This is a genomic window from Pseudomonas sp. Pseusp97, from assembly GCF_047304025.1.
In the GTDB taxonomy this organism is placed as follows: Bacteria; Pseudomonadota; Gammaproteobacteria; order Pseudomonadales; family Pseudomonadaceae; genus Pseudomonas.
This window is the reverse complement of record NZ_JBGLYK010000047.1, coordinates 14,474-30,060: the sequence shown is the minus strand read 5'-3', so window position 1 is coordinate 30,060 and position 15,587 is coordinate 14,474. Positions and strand designations below refer to the sequence as shown.

Here is a 15,587-nt window from a genome sequence, read left to right as displayed (position 1 = left end):
GGCGGCGCAGCTGGCCGGCAAGCAGGCCCTGGAAAGCCGGCTGATCGGCCGCTCGCCGGCCATGCAGGCGCTTCGCGAGCTGATCGCCAACGTCGCCGACACCTCCGCCAACGTGCTCATCGAAGGCGAGACCGGCACCGGCAAGGAACTGGTCGCGCGCTGCCTGCACGACTACAGCCGGCGCCAGCCCAAGCCCTTCGTCGCGCTCAACTGCGGCGGCCTGCCGGAAAGCCTGATCGACAGCGAAATCTTCGGCCACGAGGCACATGCCTTCACCGGCGCCGGCAAGCGGCGGATCGGCAAGATCGAGCATGCCGACGGCGGCAGCCTGTTCCTCGACGAGATCGAGAGCATGCCGCTGAACCTGCAGATCAAGCTGCTGCGCGTGCTGCAGGAACAGCAACTGGAGCGCCTGGGTTCCAACGAACTGATCCGCGTGGACTGCCGGGTGATCGCCGCGACCAAGTCCGACCTCGCCGCCATGGGCCGCGAAGGGGCTTTCCGCAGCGACCTCTACTACCGCCTCAACGTCATCACCCTGAACCTGCCGCCGCTGCGCGAACGCCGCGAAGACATCCTGATGCTCTTCGAGCACTTCCTGCAGCAATCCTCGCTGCGATTCGACCGCCCGGCCCCCGCCATCGACAACGCCACCGCCGCCACCCTGATGGCCCACGACTGGCCGGGCAACGTGCGCGAGCTGCGCAACGTTGCCGAACGCTTCTCCCTCGGCCTGCCGGTGCTGGCCGGCGGCAACCTCGGCCCGGACGCCGGCGAACCGCGCTTCGCCGAGGCCGTGGAAGCCTTCGAGAAGAGCCTGCTGTCGACCGCGCTGGAACGCCACGCCGGCAACCTCAGCCAGGCCGCGCACGCCCTGGGCATGGCCAAGACCACGCTGTTCGACAAGGTTAAGAAGTACGGCCTGAAGAGCGAGTAATCGGCGCAATTGGCGTTTTTGTAGGAGCGGGCTTGCTCGCGAACGTTTTTTGGCCGGAGACAAATGGCATCAAGCGGGTTCGCGAGCAAGCTCGCTCCTACATGAAGAACGTCGCGCGACGCAGCGCCCCATTGATCTGGCACGATGTGTCCCCGACACTATCGGCCTTTGAACCGGCCGCACGAGCGGGAGCCCTCATGTCCACCCAAGCCGAAACCCTCTGGAACCAGCTCTGCGCCGACGCCGGCGTCGATCCGCAGCAGCGCATGGCCGCGCGCCGCGCCATCCTCGCCGACAGCAGCGCGCTGGACGCCACCGTCTACCGCCCGGACGACAACGACCCGGACGCCGAAGAACTGGACATGGGCGATGCCAAGGTGCAATTCCTCGGTGCATTCGAGGCACCGGTCGAGTGGGACGCCGCCGAGCGCGAGGACTTCTTCGACGACGCCGACCCGGCCCTGTTCTTCAGTGCTCGCATCGAGTGCGAGGCCGAGCCGGGTACCTCCGGGTTCTTCGTCCCGGAAGTGGGCGACTACCTGGCGGTGATGGACGGCGGCAAGATCCAGATGTACTTCCTCCACGACTGGCGCGAAGACGACGACGGCTGCACCTGCGTGCTGATCCGCGACGATATCCAGCTCTGACCGGGCGCCTCCCGGAACTGACCTGCCTCCGCGCGGCCATCGTGCCGTGCGGTTCGCGAGCAAGCTCGCTCCTACAGGCGGGGCTCGGCGACGGCGCTCTTCGTAGGACCGAGGGGGGCGCCCAGCCCTTGCTCGCGAACCCGCCTCCCACGCCGTCACCGGCCCGAACGCAGGGCGCATAACCTGGAACAGGTTATCCGCCGAAACACCGCGGCAGATAACGCTGGCGCGTTATGCGCCCTACGGGGCTGCGCTCACTTCGCAGTGAGTGCCACCTTGATGGATTTCGCGGACAAGGTCCGCTCCTACGCAGTGCGCTCTGGCTCTGGCTCTGGCTCTGGCTCTGGCTCTGAAATATTTCCAGAGAAATGACCGCGCACTCCGACTGCCCCGTTCAGGAGGCCTCGTTGAAGCGGAGTTTCAGGGGTTGAGCGACATGGATGTCGCGAGAGCGCTGTCGGGCCAGGGATGGCCCGTCGAGGGGGACGCCTAGTTCGGGCCCCTGAAACTTCGATTCAACGAGGGTATTTTTCGCCTAAGCGAAAAACCGGATGTCCGGGGCAAGACCTTTTGGTTCCTTTTGGGAGGGCGGCTATCCGACGTTTGCCAAAAGGGACTCGCCCGAGGGGGCGAAACGAGAAGTCCACGCGCACACCAAAGCGGCGCTAAAACACCCAAGCCCAAGCAACAGCATCGCGGACAGAGTCCGCTCCTACGCTCCATGGCACAGTCTAGTCGCGCCGCACACTGCCCGGCGACACGCCAATGAACCGCTTGAACGCCCGGCTGAACGCCGCCTCGGACTGGTAGCCGAGGCGCTCGGCCAGTTCGGCCACGGCGATCTCCTTCTCCTGCAGCCAGCTCAGCGCCACATGCATGCGCCAACGGGTGACGTAGTGCATGGCCGGCATGCCGACCTTTTCCGCGAAGCGCGCGGCAAAGGCCGAGCGCGACATGGCCGCCGCACCGGCAAGTGACGCGAGGCTCCAATCCCGCTCCGGTTCCCGGTGGATCAGGCTCAGCACGCGCCCCAGCTGTCGATCCTGCAGGGCGCCGAGCCAACCGGTCTGTGCGGCCGGGTCCTGCTCGATCCAGGCGCGGATGGCCTGGATCACCAGGATGTCGGCCAGCCGGGTGATCACCGTTTCGCCGCCGGGACGCATGGCCCGCGCCTCGTTCTCCATCAGTTGCAGGGTGCTCATCAGCCAGTCGCGATGGCCAGGGTCGCGCACCTGCGCCTCCAGCACGCGCGGCAGCAGGCGCACCAGTTGCAGCGCGGCGGGATGGTCGAAGCGCACCGCACCGCAGATCATCGCCGTCGGTTCCCCTCCGCCGCCCTGGCGCAGCACTTCGTAGCGGTCGCTGGCGTAGGCGCGCGGCAGGTCGAACAACCTCGCCGCCGCTTCGCCCGGCGCGCTCACCAGTCGGTGGCCCTCGCCGTGGGGTACCAGCACCAGGTCGCCCGGCGCCAGCCGGCGCGGCGCGTCGTCCTCGGCTTCCAGCCAGCATTCGCCGACGGTCAGCACATGGAACATCAGGCACTGCGGCATGGCCGGCAGGTCCAGTCCCCAGGGCGCGCTGAACTCGGAGCGGCAATAGAAGGTGCCGCTCATGCGCAGGAAATGCAGGGCCTCACCCAGGGGATCGGAGGAAGCCCAGGCGTCGGTCAGGTCTGGAAGCGCGGTGGGAGCGTTCATGGTCCTGAGACTGGTCCGACAGCGCGGCGGCGTCCAGCTCCTCTGGACGAACGAGCATGAAGCAGCGACTTCCAGGCATTAACCGTCCAACCCTTTGGCGGGAGACTGAACCCAGGCCAACGAACCCACGGCGGGTGCCGAGGGACAGCCACCAGCGAGGACATCGCCATGATTACTGTAATGGGAGCCACCGGCCGCACCGGTTCACGAATCTGCCAGACCCTGCTGGAGGCCGGCGTGCCCGTCCGTGCATTGGGCCGTAACGCCGAGCGCCTGGCCCCGCTGGCCGCCGCCGGCGCGCAGATTGCCGTGGGCGAGCCGCACGACGCCGTCTTTCTCACTGAGGCCTTCCGCGGCGCCGAGGCGGTCTACACCCTGCTCGCCTACGGCCCGGAAACCGAGGACTACCGTCAGCAGCAAGCCGCCCAGGGCGAGGCGATCCTGGCCGCGATCCGCGACAGCGGCGTGCGCCGGGTGGTGTTCCTGAGCAGCGTCGGCGCCGAGGTTCCTTCCGGCACTGGGCCGATCATCAGCATGCATGATCAGGAACAGCGCCTGCGCCGGTTGCCGCCGGAGGTGGACGTGCTGATGCTGCGCTCCGGAGCCCTGTTCGAGAATCTGTATGGCGCGCTGGAGATCGTCCGCGCCTACGACTGCTACAGCGACGCGGTGGCGCCGGATGTGCCGGTGCCCATGGTCGCCACCAGGGACGTCGCCGACGCCGCCGGCCGCGCCCTCATGGCCCGCGACTGGCACGGCGTCCGGACCCGCGAAGTACTCGGCCAGCGCGACATCACCTATGCCCAGGCAACCCACCTGCTGGGCACGGCCATTGGCCGGCCGGACCTGCCCTACGTCCCGGTCTCGCCCCGGGAGCTGGCCGCCGCGCTGCAGCAAGCCGGCTGCTCCGCCAGCATTGCAGCGTGCTACGCCGAGCTGGGCGAGGCGATCAGCAGCGGAAGGGTTCGGGCGCAGGAGGTACGCTCGCCTGCCAACACCACGACGACGCCCTTCGAGGACTTCGCCCAGGTTTGGGCCGAGGCCTATCGCGCCCTGCCCTAGGAGGCTGCCGCCGGTCAGGGCAACATAATTTCCTACAAATATCTCGGAAGGCTCCGATGAATTTGGCGCGGGTCCGCTGTCTAGAGTACTCGCCCTTTTTCATCAGCCGGACCTTCCGCCATGAACCTCGCTCCCGACAGTCTCTGGGTCGATGTGGAGACCTGGTCTCCCTACCGCCCGCAACGCATCCTCCACGGTCGCATCAGCCGCGAGGATTACCTGGCCCTGCGCGAAGGCCGCGCGCCTTTCGAAGTGCGCCTGGGCGATTGCCAGAGCCGCCACTGCCCCACCGGCCCGGTACAGGACCTGTTCCTCAGCGGTACGCACATCCTCAAGGTCACCCCGGCCGAGCGCGCGGCCTGAGTCTCAAGGGCCGCAAAAACGGGGGGAAAGTCCCACAGCCCATTCAGAGGAACCTGACAGAGGCTGCACGGGACGAACGTTAAGGTTTGCCACCTCTTTTCACCCCCAGTGGAGCGACGTGGCAATGAACGAACATCTCAAGGTCGAAGTCGTGGTTCGCGCACACAACCGCGAGTCGTCGGTGCTCCGCGGCTGGATCAGCCAGGGCGACTACTACGCGTTGTGCGACGGCGCGGCGCCTTTCGTGGTACGCATGAATGACTGCCAGTCCGACATCGGGTTGCTCGAACGCCCCGAGGACCTCTACGTGCGCAGCGCCTACATCCTCAGCATCGAGGTGCTCGACCGCCTGCCCCCGCGTCAGTCGGCCATGCCGCGATAGACGTAGGTCATCGGCCGCGGGCCGGGCAGGTAGTCCTGGATCAGTTCGCGCAACTGGAAGCCGCCGGATTCGACCAGCGCCGGCATGTCGCGGTCCAGGTGACAGCCACCGGCCAGCGGTTTCCACACCGGCGTCAACCGGTGTTGCCAGGTGCGTACGCCGGCGTCCGGCGCCAGGCCGTGTTCGCAGAATAGAAACTCGCCGCCGGGCTTGAGCACCCGGCGCATCTCCTTCAGCGCCGCCACGGCATCGGGGATGCTGCATAAAGTGAAGGTACAGACGATGCTGTCGAAGCTGCCGGCGTCCGCGCGGATCTGTCCCAGCTCCAGCGCCACCATCTCCACCGGAATGCCGATCGCCGCGGCGCGACCGCAAGCGAGGTTCTGCATCTGCGCTGCCGGGTCGACGCCGACGATTGTCGACACTTTCGCCGGATCGTAGAAAGACAGGTTGAGGCCGGTCCCCATGCCGATTTCCAGCACACGGCCGCGCGCACGGGGCACCAGCAGCGAGCGCTGCTTCATCACATCGCGCAGGCCACAGGCGAAGTCGATCAGGCGCGGCAGTGCATGACGGTCATACCAGCTTCGGATCATCGGTCTTCCTCCTGGCCGCCAGGGCCCAACCGCCACCATAGAGCACAACGGCGACCAGCAATGGCCCGCCACAGACCAGGGCCACCTCCACCGCCAGCTCGGCAAGGGAGTATGTGCTCCAGCTCGCCACCCGGCTGTCGTACAGACAAACATCCGCCCAGAACCAGCCCAGCAGGGCGACTCCCGACGAAAGCGCACCGCGCCAGCCCGCCGTCGCTCGCCTCGGCCAGGCCGCCAGCGCGACCCACAGGGCCCAGAAGAACAGCAGCGGGGTCATCTCCTGCCACAGGCTGATCGACCGCATATCGGCCGTCGGATTCTCCCGATAGGCATGCAGGGCCCACAGCCCCTGCCCCCAGCCCAGCAGCAGAAATCCCGCCACGCAGGCCAGCATCCGTTTCATCCGTTCCTTCGATCGCACGACGCACTCCCTGAGAGTTCCGGCGGGCATCTTCGCACGTCCGCAGCGGCGCTCGTCGTTGCAGGCGGCGGCCGGTATAAGAAAAACGGCGCCTTAGACGATTGTCGACAATTCATCAGATCTTGATTGACCAAAGGCTTTTCCGGGGGTAGCTTTCGCCGCACATCAAGAAGATTGTCGACACCATGAGCGATAGCCTGATTCTGCCCACCCCCGCCAGCGACGACAGCGAGACCCTGTCGGAACACGTGTTCCGCAAGATCCAGTCGGCCATCGTCAAGGGCGAGATCGCCCCCGGCAGCAAGATTTCCGAGCCGGAACTGGCGCGCACCTACGGCATCAGCCGTGGCCCGCTGCGCGAAGCGATCCACCGCCTGGAAGGCCAGAAGCTGCTGGTGCGCGTCCCGCACGTCGGCGCCCGGGTGGTGTCGCTCAGCCACGAGGAGCTGCTGGAGCTCTACGAGATCCGCGAATCCCTCGAAGGCATGGCCTGCCGCCTGGCCGCCGAGCGCATGAGCCAGGCCGAGATCGACGAGCTGCGCCGGGTGCTCGACACCCACGAGCGCGACGAGGCATTCCAGGCCGGCCGTGGCTACTACCAGCAGGAAGGCGACTACGACTTCCACTACCGGATCATCCAGGGCAGCGGCAACCGCACCCTCACCCGCATGCTCTGCGGCGAGCTGTACCAGCTCGTGCGCATGTACCGCCTGCAGTTCTCGGCGACGCCCAACCGTCCGCGCCAGGCCTTCTCCGAGCACCACCGGATTCTCGATGCCATCGCCGATCGTGACGGCGAACTGGCCGAGTTGCTGATGCGCCGCCACATCGGCGCCTCGAAACGCAATATGGAGCGTCACTACTTGGACGCCCAAGCCAAGACAGCCAACGAACGAGGTGAACAATGAGCAACAAGACCGCCGGCCAACATTTCCGCGAAGCCCTTGCCGAAGAAAAGCCGCTGCAGGTGATCGGCGCGATCAACGCCAACCACGCCCTGCTGGCCAAGCGCGCCGGCTTCAAGGCCATCTACCTCTCCGGTGGCGGCGTGGCGGCGGGTTCCCTCGGCCTGCCGGACTTAGGGATAAATACCCTGGATGACGTGCTCACCGACGTGCGCCGCATCACCGACGTCTGCGACCTGCCGCTGCTGGTGGACATCGACACCGGCTTCGGCCCCAGCGCCTTCAACATCGAGCGCACCGTCAAGAACCTGATCAAGGCCGGCGCTGCTGCCGCGCACATCGAAGACCAGGTCGGCGCCAAGCGCTGCGGTCACCGTCCGGGCAAGGAAATCGTCTCCGTCGAGGAAATGGCTGACCGCGTGAAAGCCGCCGCCGACGCCAAGACCGACCCGAACTTCTTCCTCATCGCCCGCACCGACGCCATCCAGGCCGAAGGCGTGGACGCCGCCATCGAGCGCTGCCTGCGCTACGTCGAGGCCGGCGCCGATGCGATCTTCGCCGAAGCCGCCTACGACCTGCCGACCTACAAGCGCTTCGTCGACGCGCTGAACGTGCCGATCCTGGCCAACATCACCGAGTTCGGGGCCACCCCGCTGTTCACCCGCGACGAGCTGGCCTCGGTCGGCGTGGCCATCCAGCTGTATCCGCTGTCGGCCTTCCGCGCCGCCAACAAGGCCGCCGAAGCCGTGTACACCGCGATCCGCCAGGAAGGCCACCAGCAGAACGTGATCGACCTGATGCAGACCCGTGCCGAGCTGTACGACCGCATCGGCTACCACGCCTTCGAGCAGAAGCTCGACGCGCTGTTCGCCGCCGGCAAGAAGTGAGCGCGCGAGACTGAACGATAAGTAGGGTGCATAACGCCCCAGGCGTTATCCACCATTGGCTGTGACGGCGGATAACGCTTCGCGTTATTCGCCCTACGCCAGGGCCGACCTCCCGCGCGGACGGCGGCCAACCAGATTCGAACCGATATCCCGGCCGCGCCGGGGACAAGAACAAGCAACCGGATTTGATGAGGAGACACGCGATGAGCGCTACCGCAGAAACCACCACCGCCTTCAAACCCAAGAAGTCCGTGGCCCTGAGTGGCACCGCCGCTGGCAATACCGCCCTGTGTACCGTTGGCCGCACCGGCAACGACCTGCACTACCGTGGCTATGATGTCCTGGATTTCGCCAACCGCTGCGAGTTCGAGGAAATCGCCCACCTGCTGGTCCACGGCAAGCTGCCCAACGCCGCCGAACTGGCCGGATACAAGGCCAAGCTCAAGGCCCTGCGTGGCCTGCCGGCCGGTGTGAAAGCCGCCCTGGAAACCTTGCCGCCCTCGGCCCACCCGATGGACGTGATGCGCACCGCCGTGTCCGTGCTCGGCTGCCTGTCGCCGGAGAAGGACGACCACAACCATCCTGGCGCCCGCGACATCGCCGACAAGCTGATGGCTTCGCTGGGTTCGGCGCTGCTCTACTGGTACCACTTCAGCCACAACGGCAAGCGCATCGACGTCGAGACCGACGACGACTCCATCGGCGGCCACTTCCTGCACCTGCTGCACGGCGAGAAGCCCCGCGAGTCCTGGGTGCGCGCCATGCACACCTCGCTCAACCTGTACGCCGAGCACGAGTTCAACGCCTCCACCTTCACCTCCCGCGTGATCGCCGGCACCGGCTCGGACATGTACTCCTGCATCGCCGGCGCCATCGGCGCGCTGCGCGGGCCGAAACACGGCGGCGCCAACGAAGTGGCCTTCGAGATCCAGAAGCGCTACGACAACCCGGACGAAGCCGAGGCCGACATCCGTGCCCGCGTCGAGAAGAAGGAAGTCGTGATCGGCTTCGGCCACCCGGTCTACACCGTGTCCGACCCGCGCAACAAGGTGATCAAGGAAGTTGCCCAGCAGCTGTCGAACGAGCAGTCCAACACCAAGATGTATGACATCGCCGAGCGCCTGGAAAGTGTGATGTGGGAAATCAAGAAGATGTTCCCCAACCTCGACTGGTTCAGCGCCGTCAGCTACCACATGATGGGCGTGCCCACCGCGATGTTCACCCCGCTGTTCGTCATCGCCCGCACCGCTGGCTGGTCCGCCCACGTCATCGAGCAACGCATCGACGGCAAGATCATCCGCCCGAGCGCCAACTACACCGGTCCCGAGGACCTGAAGTTCGTGCCGCTCAAGGATCGCAAATGATGAACACTCAATTCCGCAAACGCCTGCCCGGCACCGCGCTGGATTACTTCGACGCCCGCGAGGCGGTCGATGCGATCCAGGCCGGCGCCTGGGACAAACTGCCCTACACCTCCCGCGTGCTGGCCGAACAGCTGGTGCGCCGCTGCGAGCCGGAAGACCTGACCGCCTCCCTGGAGCAACTGGTCTACCGCAAGCGCGACCTCGACTTCCCCTGGTACCCGGCGCGCGTGGTCTGCCACGACATCCTCGGCCAGACCGCGCTGGTCGACCTCGCCGGCCTGCGTGACGCCATCGCCGAGAAGGGCGGCGACCCGTCCAAGGTCAACCCGGTGGTGCCGACCCAGCTGATCGTCGACCACTCGCTGGCCGTGGAAGCCGCCGGCTTCGACCCGGATGCGTTCGAGAAGAACCGCGCCATCGAAGACCGCCGCAACGAGGATCGCTTCCACTTCATCGACTGGACGAAAACCGCGTTCAAGAACGTCGACGTGATCCCGGCCGGCAACGGCATCATGCACCAGATCAACCTGGAGAAAATGAGCCCGGTGATCCAGGCGCGCGGCGGCATCGCGTTCCCCGACACCTGCGTCGGCACCGACTCGCACACCCCGCACGTGGACGCCCTGGGCGTGATCGCCATCGGCGTCGGCGGCCTCGAAGCCGAGACCGTGATGCTCGGCCACCCGTCGATGATGCGCCTGCCCGACATCGTCGGCGTCAAGCTCACCGGCCAGCGCAAGCCGGGCATCACCGCCACCGACATCGTCCTGGCGATCACCGAGTTCCTGCGCAAGGAACGCGTGGTCGGCGCCTACGTCGAGTTCTTCGGCGAGGGTGCGGACAGCCTGTCCATCGGCGACCGCGCGACCATCTCCAACATGTGCCCGGAGTACGGCGCCACCGCCTCGATGTTCTACATCGACGGCCAGACCATCGACTACCTCAAGCTCACCGGCCGCGAGCCCGAGCAGGTGGCGCTGGTGGAGAACTACGCGAAGACCCTGGGCCTGTGGAGCAGCGCCCTGGAGACCGCCGAGTACGAGCGCGTGCTGGAGTTCGACCTGGGCGGCGTCGTGCGCAACATGGCCGGCCCGTCCAACCCGCACCGCCGCCTGCCGACCTCGGCACTGGCCGAGCGCGGCATCGCCGACGAAGCCAAGCTGCAGGAAGGCAAGAGTGAAGAAGCCCAGGGCCTGATGCCCGACGGCGCGGTGATCATCGCCGCCATCACCAGCTGCACCAACACCTCCAACCCGCGCAACGTCATCGCCGCCGGCCTGGTGGCGAAGAAGGCCAACGCGCTGGGCATGGTCCGCAAGCCGTGGGTGAAGACCTCTTTCGCCCCGGGTTCGAAAGTCGCCAAGCTGTACCTGGAAGAAGCCGGCCTGCTGCCGGAGCTGGAGAAGCTCGGCTTCGGTATCGTCGCCTATGCCTGCACCACCTGTAACGGCATGTCCGGCGCGCTGGACCCGGCGATCCAGAAAGAGATCATCGACCGCGACCTGTACGCCACCGCCGTGCTTTCGGGCAACCGCAACTTCGACGGCCGTATCCACCCCTACGCCAAGCAGGCTTTCCTCGCCTCGCCGCCGCTGGTGGTCGCCTACGCCATCGCCGGCACCGTACGCTTCGACATCGAGCAGGACCCACTGGGCACCGACAAGGACGGCAACCCCGTCACCCTGAAGGACCTCTGGCCCTCCGACGAAGAGATCGACGCCATCGTCGCGGCGAGCGTGAAGCCCGAGCAGTTCAAGCAGGTCTACATCCCGATGTTCGACCTGGGCAGCGTGCAGGAAGCGGAAAGCCCGCTGTACGACTGGCGCCCGATGTCCACCTACATCCGCCGCCCACCCTACTGGGAAGGCGCGCTGGCCGGCGAGCGCACGCTCAAGGGCATGCTGCCGCTGGCGATCCTGCCGGACAACATCACCACCGATCACCTGTCGCCGTCCAACGCCATCCTGCTGGACAGCGCGGCCGGCGAATACCTGGCGAAAATGGGCCTGCCGGAGGAGGACTTCAACTCCTACGCCACCCACCGCGGCGATCACCTGACCGCCCAGCGCGCCACCTTCGCCAACCCGCAGCTGGTCAACGAAATGGCCGTGGTCAACGGGGAAGTGAAGAAGGGTTCGCTGGCCCGCGTCGAGCCGGAAGGCAAGGTGATGCGCATGTGGGAAGCCATCGAAACCTACATGAACCGCAAGCAGAACCTGATCATCGTGGCCGGTGCCGACTACGGCCAGGGCTCGTCCCGCGACTGGGCGGCCAAGGGCGTTCGCCTGGCGGGCGTGGAAGTGATCGTGGCCGAAGGCTTCGAACGCATCCACCGCACCAACCTGGTGGGCATGGGCGTGCTGCCGGTGGAGTTCAAGCCGGGCACCACTCGCCTGACCCTGGGCCTGGACGGCACCGAGACCTACGACATCAAGGGCGACGTCTCGCCGCGCTGCGACCTGACCCTGGTGGTCAACCGCCGCAACGGAGAAGTGGTCGAAGTCCCGGTCACCTGCCGCCTGGACACCGCCGCCGAAGTGAAGGTGTACAACGCCGGCGGCGTGCTGCAGCGCTTCGCCAAGGACTTCCTCGAGTCGTCCGTGGCGTGATGTAACGGCTCCGGCCTGCCCAGTGCGGGCCGGGTTGAAAGCCCCTCTCCCTAACCCTCTCCCTGAAGGGAGAGGGGACCGTTCGGTGCAGGATGACACCACTGCGTCAGCCGGCACGGTCAGCTCCCTCTCCCTTCAGGGAGAGGGCGGGGGAGAGGGCAGCCCACCACCGAATTCCCAGGGACCCGATCCATGCCCCACGTACCCCAAGTGAAGATCCCCGCCACCTACATCCGCGGCGGCACCAGCAAGGGCGTGTTCTTCCGCCTGCAGGACCTGCCCGAGCGCTGCCAGGTGCCGGGCGAGGCCCGCGACAAGCTGTTCATGCGCGTGATCGGCAGCCCCGATCCTTACAGTGCGCACATCGACGGCATGGGCGGCGCGACCTCCAGCACCAGCAAGTGCGTGATCCTGTCGAAGAGCACCCAGCCGGACCACGACGTCGACTACCTCTACGGGCAGATTTCCATCGACAAGGCCTTCGTCGACTGGAGCGGCAACTGCGGCAACCTCTCCACCGCCGCCGGTTCCTTCGCCATCCACGCAGGTCTCGTCGACCCGTCCCGCATCCCGGACAACGGCACCTGCGTGGTACGCATCTGGCAGGCCAACATCGGCAAGACCATCATCGCCCACGTGCCCATCACCAATGGACAGGTGCAGGAAACCGGTGACTTCGAACTGGACGGCGTGACCTTCCCCGCCGCCGAGATCGTGCTGGAATTCCTCGACCCGTCCGACGACGGTGAAGACGGTGGCGCCATGTTCCCCACCGGCAACCTGGTGGACGACCTGGAGGTCCCCGGCATCGGCACCTTCAAGGCGACCATGATCACCGCCGGCATCCCGACCATCTTCGTCAATGCCCAGGACATCGGCTACACCGGCGCCGAGCTGCGCGAAGCGATCAATGGCGACCCCGAGCAACTGGCACGCTTCGAGAAATTCCGCATCGCCGGCGCCCTGCGCATGGGCCTGATCAAGACTCCGGAAGAAGCCGCGACCCGCCAGCACACGCCGAAGATCGCCTTCGTCGCACCGGCCAAGGACTACGTCACTTCCAGCGGCAAGCAGGTGCAGGCCGGCGACGTCGACCTGCTGGTGCGCGCGTTGTCCATGGGCAAGCTGCACCACGCCATGATGGGCACCGCCGCGGTGGCCATCGGCACGGCCGCCGCCATCCCCGGCACCCTGGTGAACCTCGCCGCCGGTGGTGGCGAGCGTAGCGCCGTACGCTTCGGCCACCCCTCCGGCACCCTTCGCGTAGGCGCCGAGGCCAGACAGGTGAACGGCGAATGGACCGTGACCAAGGCCATCATGAGCCGCAGCTCGCGCATCCTCATGGAAGGCTGGGTGCGGGTGCCGGGCGATTCGTTCTAAGCGTCCGCCCTGCCCGCAAAAGCACAAGGCCCGCATCAGCGGGCCTTGTTACATCAGGATCAGGGAAACACCCGTAGGAGCGGACTTTGTCCGCGATGCGCTTGCGCGGTGCCGAGGCCAATCGCGGACGGAGTCCGCTCCTACGCACATCCACGCACGGCATTTCCCTGTAGGAGCCAGCTTGCTCGCGAACCGCTTTTGCTCCCGTAGGAGCGGAGCTTCTCCGCGAACACCCGCGCGCACTGAACGTTTCGCGGACAAGGTCCGCTCCTACGCACATCCACACACGGCATTCCCCTGTAGGAGCGAGCTCGCTCGCGAACCGCTTTTGCTCCCGTAGGAGCGGAGCTTCTCCGCGAACACCCGCGCGCACTGAACGTCTCGCGGACAAGGTCCGCTCCTACGCACATCCACACCCGGCATCCACCTGTAGGAGCGAGCTTGCTCGCGAACAGAGTGAACCGGCGGTGACGGAGCTGGGCGGGTTCGCGAGCAAGCTCGCTCCTACAGAAGGCGTCAGGCGACGAAGTCGCCCTGCAACTGCTCCAGCAGCACCTGGATGCGCGCCAGGCGCACGGTGGGATCGTCCATCTCCAGCAGCACCTGCTTCTGCTCGCGCTCGAAGGGCAGCAGGTAGGCGAGCTGGCAGGCCAGTGCCTGCTGGCCGTTGACCTCCCCGCCCATCTCCAGCGCGGAGACCATCGGGTGCATGGACAGCGCCTCCAGCAGCGCCGCGAGGTCGTCGTGCTCCTTGGTCAGCGGCTGGTCGGGCTGCTCGTCCAGCCACTCCACCTCGGCCACGGTCAGCTGGTCCGTCTGCACGTTGGCGGAAAGCACGCGGAAGCGCCGGCCACCTTCGACACGGATACCCAGCAAACCATTGGACTGCTGCTGCCAGTCGCGGATATGCGCTTCGCAGCCGACCAGGCTGTAGCGCTCCGGCGCCTCGCCGACTTCCTCGCCCTCGACGATGGCCACCACGCCGAATCCGCCGTTCTGCTTCATGCAGCGGCCGATCATGTCCAGGTAGCGCGCCTCGAAGATCTGCAGGTCGAGGCGGCAGCCGGGAAACAGCACGGTGTTGAGGGGAAACAGCGGCAAACTCATGGACACTCCGTCGGTTCTTCAGGCGATCAGCGCTACCGCCAACGGTAGCAGCACAGCGGTGGCCACGCCCATCAGGCTCATGGCCAGGGCGGCGAATGCACCGCACTCCTCGCCCTCCTGCAGGGCACGGGAGGTACCCACGGCGTGGGCGGTCATGCCCAGCGCCATGCCCTGCGCGGCCGGGTGATGCACGCCGAAGCGGCGCAGCAGTTCCGGGCCGAGGATGGCGCCCAGCACGCCGGTGATCAGTACGAACACCGCCGCCAGCGCCGCCACGCCGCCGATCTGGCTGGCCACCAGCATGGCGATCGGCGAGGTCACCGACTTGGGCGCCAGGCTCATCAGCAGCTCGTGGTCGACACCGAACAGACAGCCCAGGCCGATACCCAGCGCGGTGGCGAACAGGCCGCCGACCAGCAGGGTGATCAGGGTCGGCCAGAACAGCTGGCGGATGCGCTTCAGGTTGAGAAACAAGGGCACCGCCAAGGCCACGGTGGCGGGGCCGAGGAGGATGGTCAGCACCTTGGCGCTGGTGCTGTATTCGGCGTAGTCGATGCCACAGGCCAGCAGCACCGCGATGACGATCAGCATCGACACCAGCACCGGTTGCAGGAACACCCAGCGCGTGCGCTCGTAGGCGGCCAGCGCCAGCTGGTAGGCGCCCAGGGTCACGCCGACGCAGAACAGCGGATGGTGGATGACGGAGTCCAGCGCGCCTTGCCAGTCGAACATCACGCGCCCTCCTTCTGCTTGCGCTGGCGGTCGATGAGCTTCTGCATCAGCCAGCCGGCGAACACGAAGGACACCAGCAGTGACAGCGCCAGGGCACCGGCGATGGCCCAGAAGTCCACGGCGATCTGCTTCGCGTAGGCCATCACGCCCACCGCCGCCGGCACCAGCAGCAACGGCAGGTAGCGCAGCAGCGAGGAGGCGGCCTCGTTCACCGGCTTGCTCACCTCGCCGTTCCACACCAGGAAGGCGAACAGCAGCACCAGCCCAATGATGGGGCCGGGAATCATGTGCAGGATGAGAGCATTCAGGCCCGTGCCGAGCAGTTGGAACAGCACCAGCCAGGTCAGTCCGCGTAGCAACATCAGGGAACATCTCCAGCGCAAGGAGCCGCCATTATGCCCGCCCGGCGCCCGCTATGGCTCGGCATTCGCCCAAAGCATGAATGCCGCTGCGGCTTGACCGGCCGCGGGCCCCATGCTGATCTGTTGTCGGACCCTT

General features: G+C 66.6%; 16 protein-coding genes. 10 read left to right on the top strand and 6 right to left on the bottom strand.

Going from position 1 to position 15,587, the window contains the following annotated elements; genetic code table 11:
• Both ACCC94_RS11190 and ACCC94_RS11185 read left to right on the top strand, forming a co-directional pair.
• Window positions 1-937: sigma-54 interaction domain-containing protein (locus ACCC94_RS11190; protein ID WP_413349540.1), on the top strand; the 937-nt coding region annotated here is incomplete at its 5' end.
• Window positions 938-1,134: 197 nt separating this feature from the next.
• Entirely contained in the window at window positions 1,135-1,584 is a 450-nt protein-coding gene (locus ACCC94_RS11185; RefSeq protein WP_413349539.1) for a hypothetical protein, read from the top strand.
• A 731-nt stretch (window positions 1,585-2,315) separates the two neighbouring features.
• Here ACCC94_RS11185 and ACCC94_RS11180 read toward each other — a convergent pair.
• Complete coding sequence (locus tag ACCC94_RS11180; RefSeq protein ID WP_413349538.1) at window positions 2,316-3,281, bottom strand: AraC family transcriptional regulator; 966 nt, start codon at window positions 3,279-3,281, stop codon at window positions 2,316-2,318.
• 168 nt (window positions 3,282-3,449) lie between these two features.
• Between ACCC94_RS11180 and ACCC94_RS11175 the strand changes: the two genes are divergently transcribed.
• The 3 genes from ACCC94_RS11175 (at window position 3,450) to ACCC94_RS11165 (ending at window position 5,088) form a co-directional block, all read left to right on the top strand.
• Window positions 3,450-4,343: an NAD(P)H-binding protein gene (locus tag ACCC94_RS11175; protein ID WP_413349537.1), complete on the top strand. Its 894-nt coding sequence runs from the start codon at window positions 3,450-3,452 to the stop codon at window positions 4,341-4,343.
• Between the two features lie 120 nt (window positions 4,344-4,463).
• Window positions 4,464-4,706 carry a hypothetical protein gene (locus ACCC94_RS11170; protein WP_413349536.1) on the top strand — a complete coding sequence of 81 codons (243 nt, stop codon included), beginning with the start codon at window positions 4,464-4,466 and terminating at the stop codon, window positions 4,704-4,706.
• Between the two features lie 124 nt (window positions 4,707-4,830).
• Entirely contained in the window at window positions 4,831-5,088 is a 258-nt protein-coding gene (locus ACCC94_RS11165) for a hypothetical protein (protein ID WP_413349535.1), read from the top strand.
• On the opposite strand, the gene ACCC94_RS11160 is transcribed toward ACCC94_RS11165, so the two are convergent.
• Both ACCC94_RS11160 and ACCC94_RS11155 read right to left on the bottom strand, forming a co-directional pair.
• A complete protein-coding gene (locus ACCC94_RS11160; RefSeq protein WP_413349534.1) occupies window positions 5,067-5,684 on the bottom strand; it encodes a class I SAM-dependent methyltransferase in 618 nt (205 codons plus the stop codon). The two genes, ACCC94_RS11165 and ACCC94_RS11160, sit on opposite strands and share 22 nt — an antisense overlap.
• On the bottom strand, window positions 5,665-6,087 hold the full coding sequence (locus ACCC94_RS11155) for a hypothetical protein (RefSeq protein ID WP_413349533.1): 423 nt from the start codon (window positions 6,085-6,087) through the stop codon (window positions 5,665-5,667). Before ACCC94_RS11155 ends, ACCC94_RS11160 begins: the two co-directional genes overlap by 20 nt.
• A gap of 203 nt (window positions 6,088-6,290) precedes the next feature.
• Between ACCC94_RS11155 and ACCC94_RS11150 the strand changes: the two genes are divergently transcribed.
• From ACCC94_RS11150 to prpF, 5 genes are all read left to right on the top strand, one after another.
• Window positions 6,291-7,013, top strand: a complete 723-nt coding sequence (locus tag ACCC94_RS11150; protein ID WP_413349532.1) for a GntR family transcriptional regulator — start codon at window positions 6,291-6,293, stop codon at window positions 7,011-7,013.
• Window positions 7,010-7,897, top strand: coding sequence for a methylisocitrate lyase (gene prpB, locus ACCC94_RS11145; RefSeq protein ID WP_413349531.1), 888 nt, complete (start codon window positions 7,010-7,012; stop codon window positions 7,895-7,897). Before ACCC94_RS11150 ends, prpB begins: the two co-directional genes overlap by 4 nt.
• 203 nt (window positions 7,898-8,100) lie before the next feature.
• Window positions 8,101-9,261, top strand: coding sequence for a 2-methylcitrate synthase (gene prpC / locus ACCC94_RS11140; RefSeq protein WP_413349530.1), 1,161 nt, complete (start codon window positions 8,101-8,103; stop codon window positions 9,259-9,261).
• On the top strand, window positions 9,261-11,870 hold the full coding sequence (gene acnD, locus ACCC94_RS11135; RefSeq protein ID WP_413349529.1) for a Fe/S-dependent 2-methylisocitrate dehydratase AcnD: 2,610 nt from the start codon (window positions 9,261-9,263) through the stop codon (window positions 11,868-11,870). The genes prpC and acnD overlap by 1 nt, the downstream gene beginning before the upstream one ends.
• A gap of 192 nt (window positions 11,871-12,062) precedes the next feature.
• The gene (gene prpF, locus ACCC94_RS11130) at window positions 12,063-13,250 is read left to right on the top strand and encodes a 2-methylaconitate cis-trans isomerase PrpF (protein WP_413349528.1); all 1,188 of its coding nucleotides are present in this window, start codon (window positions 12,063-12,065) and stop codon (window positions 13,248-13,250) included.
• A gap of 516 nt (window positions 13,251-13,766) precedes the next feature.
• Here prpF and ACCC94_RS11125 read toward each other — a convergent pair.
• From ACCC94_RS11125 to ACCC94_RS11115, 3 genes are read right to left on the bottom strand one after another with little or no spacing between them, the layout of a single operon-like run.
• Window positions 13,767-14,357, bottom strand: a complete 591-nt coding sequence (locus ACCC94_RS11125) for an LON peptidase substrate-binding domain-containing protein (RefSeq protein WP_413349527.1) — start codon at window positions 14,355-14,357, stop codon at window positions 13,767-13,769.
• Window positions 14,358-14,375: 18 nt separating this feature from the next.
• Window positions 14,376-15,089 carry an LrgB family protein gene (locus ACCC94_RS11120; RefSeq protein ID WP_413349526.1) on the bottom strand — a complete coding sequence of 238 codons (714 nt, stop codon included), beginning with the start codon at window positions 15,087-15,089 and terminating at the stop codon, window positions 14,376-14,378.
• Window positions 15,089-15,451, bottom strand: a complete 363-nt coding sequence (locus ACCC94_RS11115; RefSeq protein ID WP_413349525.1) for a CidA/LrgA family protein — start codon at window positions 15,449-15,451, stop codon at window positions 15,089-15,091. Before ACCC94_RS11115 ends, ACCC94_RS11120 begins: the two co-directional genes overlap by 1 nt.
• Between the last annotated feature and the right edge of the window lie 136 nt (window positions 15,452-15,587).

Excerpts from the sequence above, each read along its gene's own strand:
- ACCC94_RS11185 (WP_413349539.1), top strand. The coding sequence starts at position 1,135 with ATGTCCACCCAAGCCGAAACCCTCTGGAACCAGCTCTGCGCCGACGCC.
- ACCC94_RS11180 (WP_413349538.1), bottom strand. The coding sequence starts at position 3,281 with ATGAACGCTCCCACCGCGCTTCCAGACCTGACCGACGCCTGGGCTTCC.
- ACCC94_RS11175 (WP_413349537.1), top strand. The coding sequence starts at position 3,450 with ATGATTACTGTAATGGGAGCCACCGGCCGCACCGGTTCACGAATCTGC.
- ACCC94_RS11170 (WP_413349536.1), top strand. The coding sequence starts at position 4,464 with ATGAACCTCGCTCCCGACAGTCTCTGGGTCGATGTGGAGACCTGGTCT.
- ACCC94_RS11165 (WP_413349535.1), top strand. The coding sequence starts at position 4,831 with ATGAACGAACATCTCAAGGTCGAAGTCGTGGTTCGCGCACACAACCGC.
- ACCC94_RS11160 (WP_413349534.1), bottom strand. The coding sequence starts at position 5,684 with ATGATCCGAAGCTGGTATGACCGTCATGCACTGCCGCGCCTGATCGAC.
- ACCC94_RS11155 (WP_413349533.1), bottom strand. The coding sequence starts at position 6,087 with ATGAAACGGATGCTGGCCTGCGTGGCGGGATTTCTGCTGCTGGGCTGG.
- ACCC94_RS11150 (WP_413349532.1), top strand. The coding sequence starts at position 6,291 with ATGAGCGATAGCCTGATTCTGCCCACCCCCGCCAGCGACGACAGCGAG.
- prpB (WP_413349531.1), top strand. The coding sequence starts at position 7,010 with ATGAGCAACAAGACCGCCGGCCAACATTTCCGCGAAGCCCTTGCCGAA.
- prpC (WP_413349530.1), top strand. The coding sequence starts at position 8,101 with ATGAGCGCTACCGCAGAAACCACCACCGCCTTCAAACCCAAGAAGTCC.
- acnD (WP_413349529.1), top strand. The coding sequence starts at position 9,261 with ATGAACACTCAATTCCGCAAACGCCTGCCCGGCACCGCGCTGGATTAC.
- prpF (WP_413349528.1), top strand. The coding sequence starts at position 12,063 with ATGCCCCACGTACCCCAAGTGAAGATCCCCGCCACCTACATCCGCGGC.
- ACCC94_RS11125 (WP_413349527.1), bottom strand. The coding sequence starts at position 14,357 with ATGAGTTTGCCGCTGTTTCCCCTCAACACCGTGCTGTTTCCCGGCTGC.
- ACCC94_RS11120 (WP_413349526.1), bottom strand. The coding sequence starts at position 15,089 with ATGTTCGACTGGCAAGGCGCGCTGGACTCCGTCATCCACCATCCGCTG.
- ACCC94_RS11115 (WP_413349525.1), bottom strand. The coding sequence starts at position 15,451 with ATGTTGCTACGCGGACTGACCTGGCTGGTGCTGTTCCAACTGCTCGGC.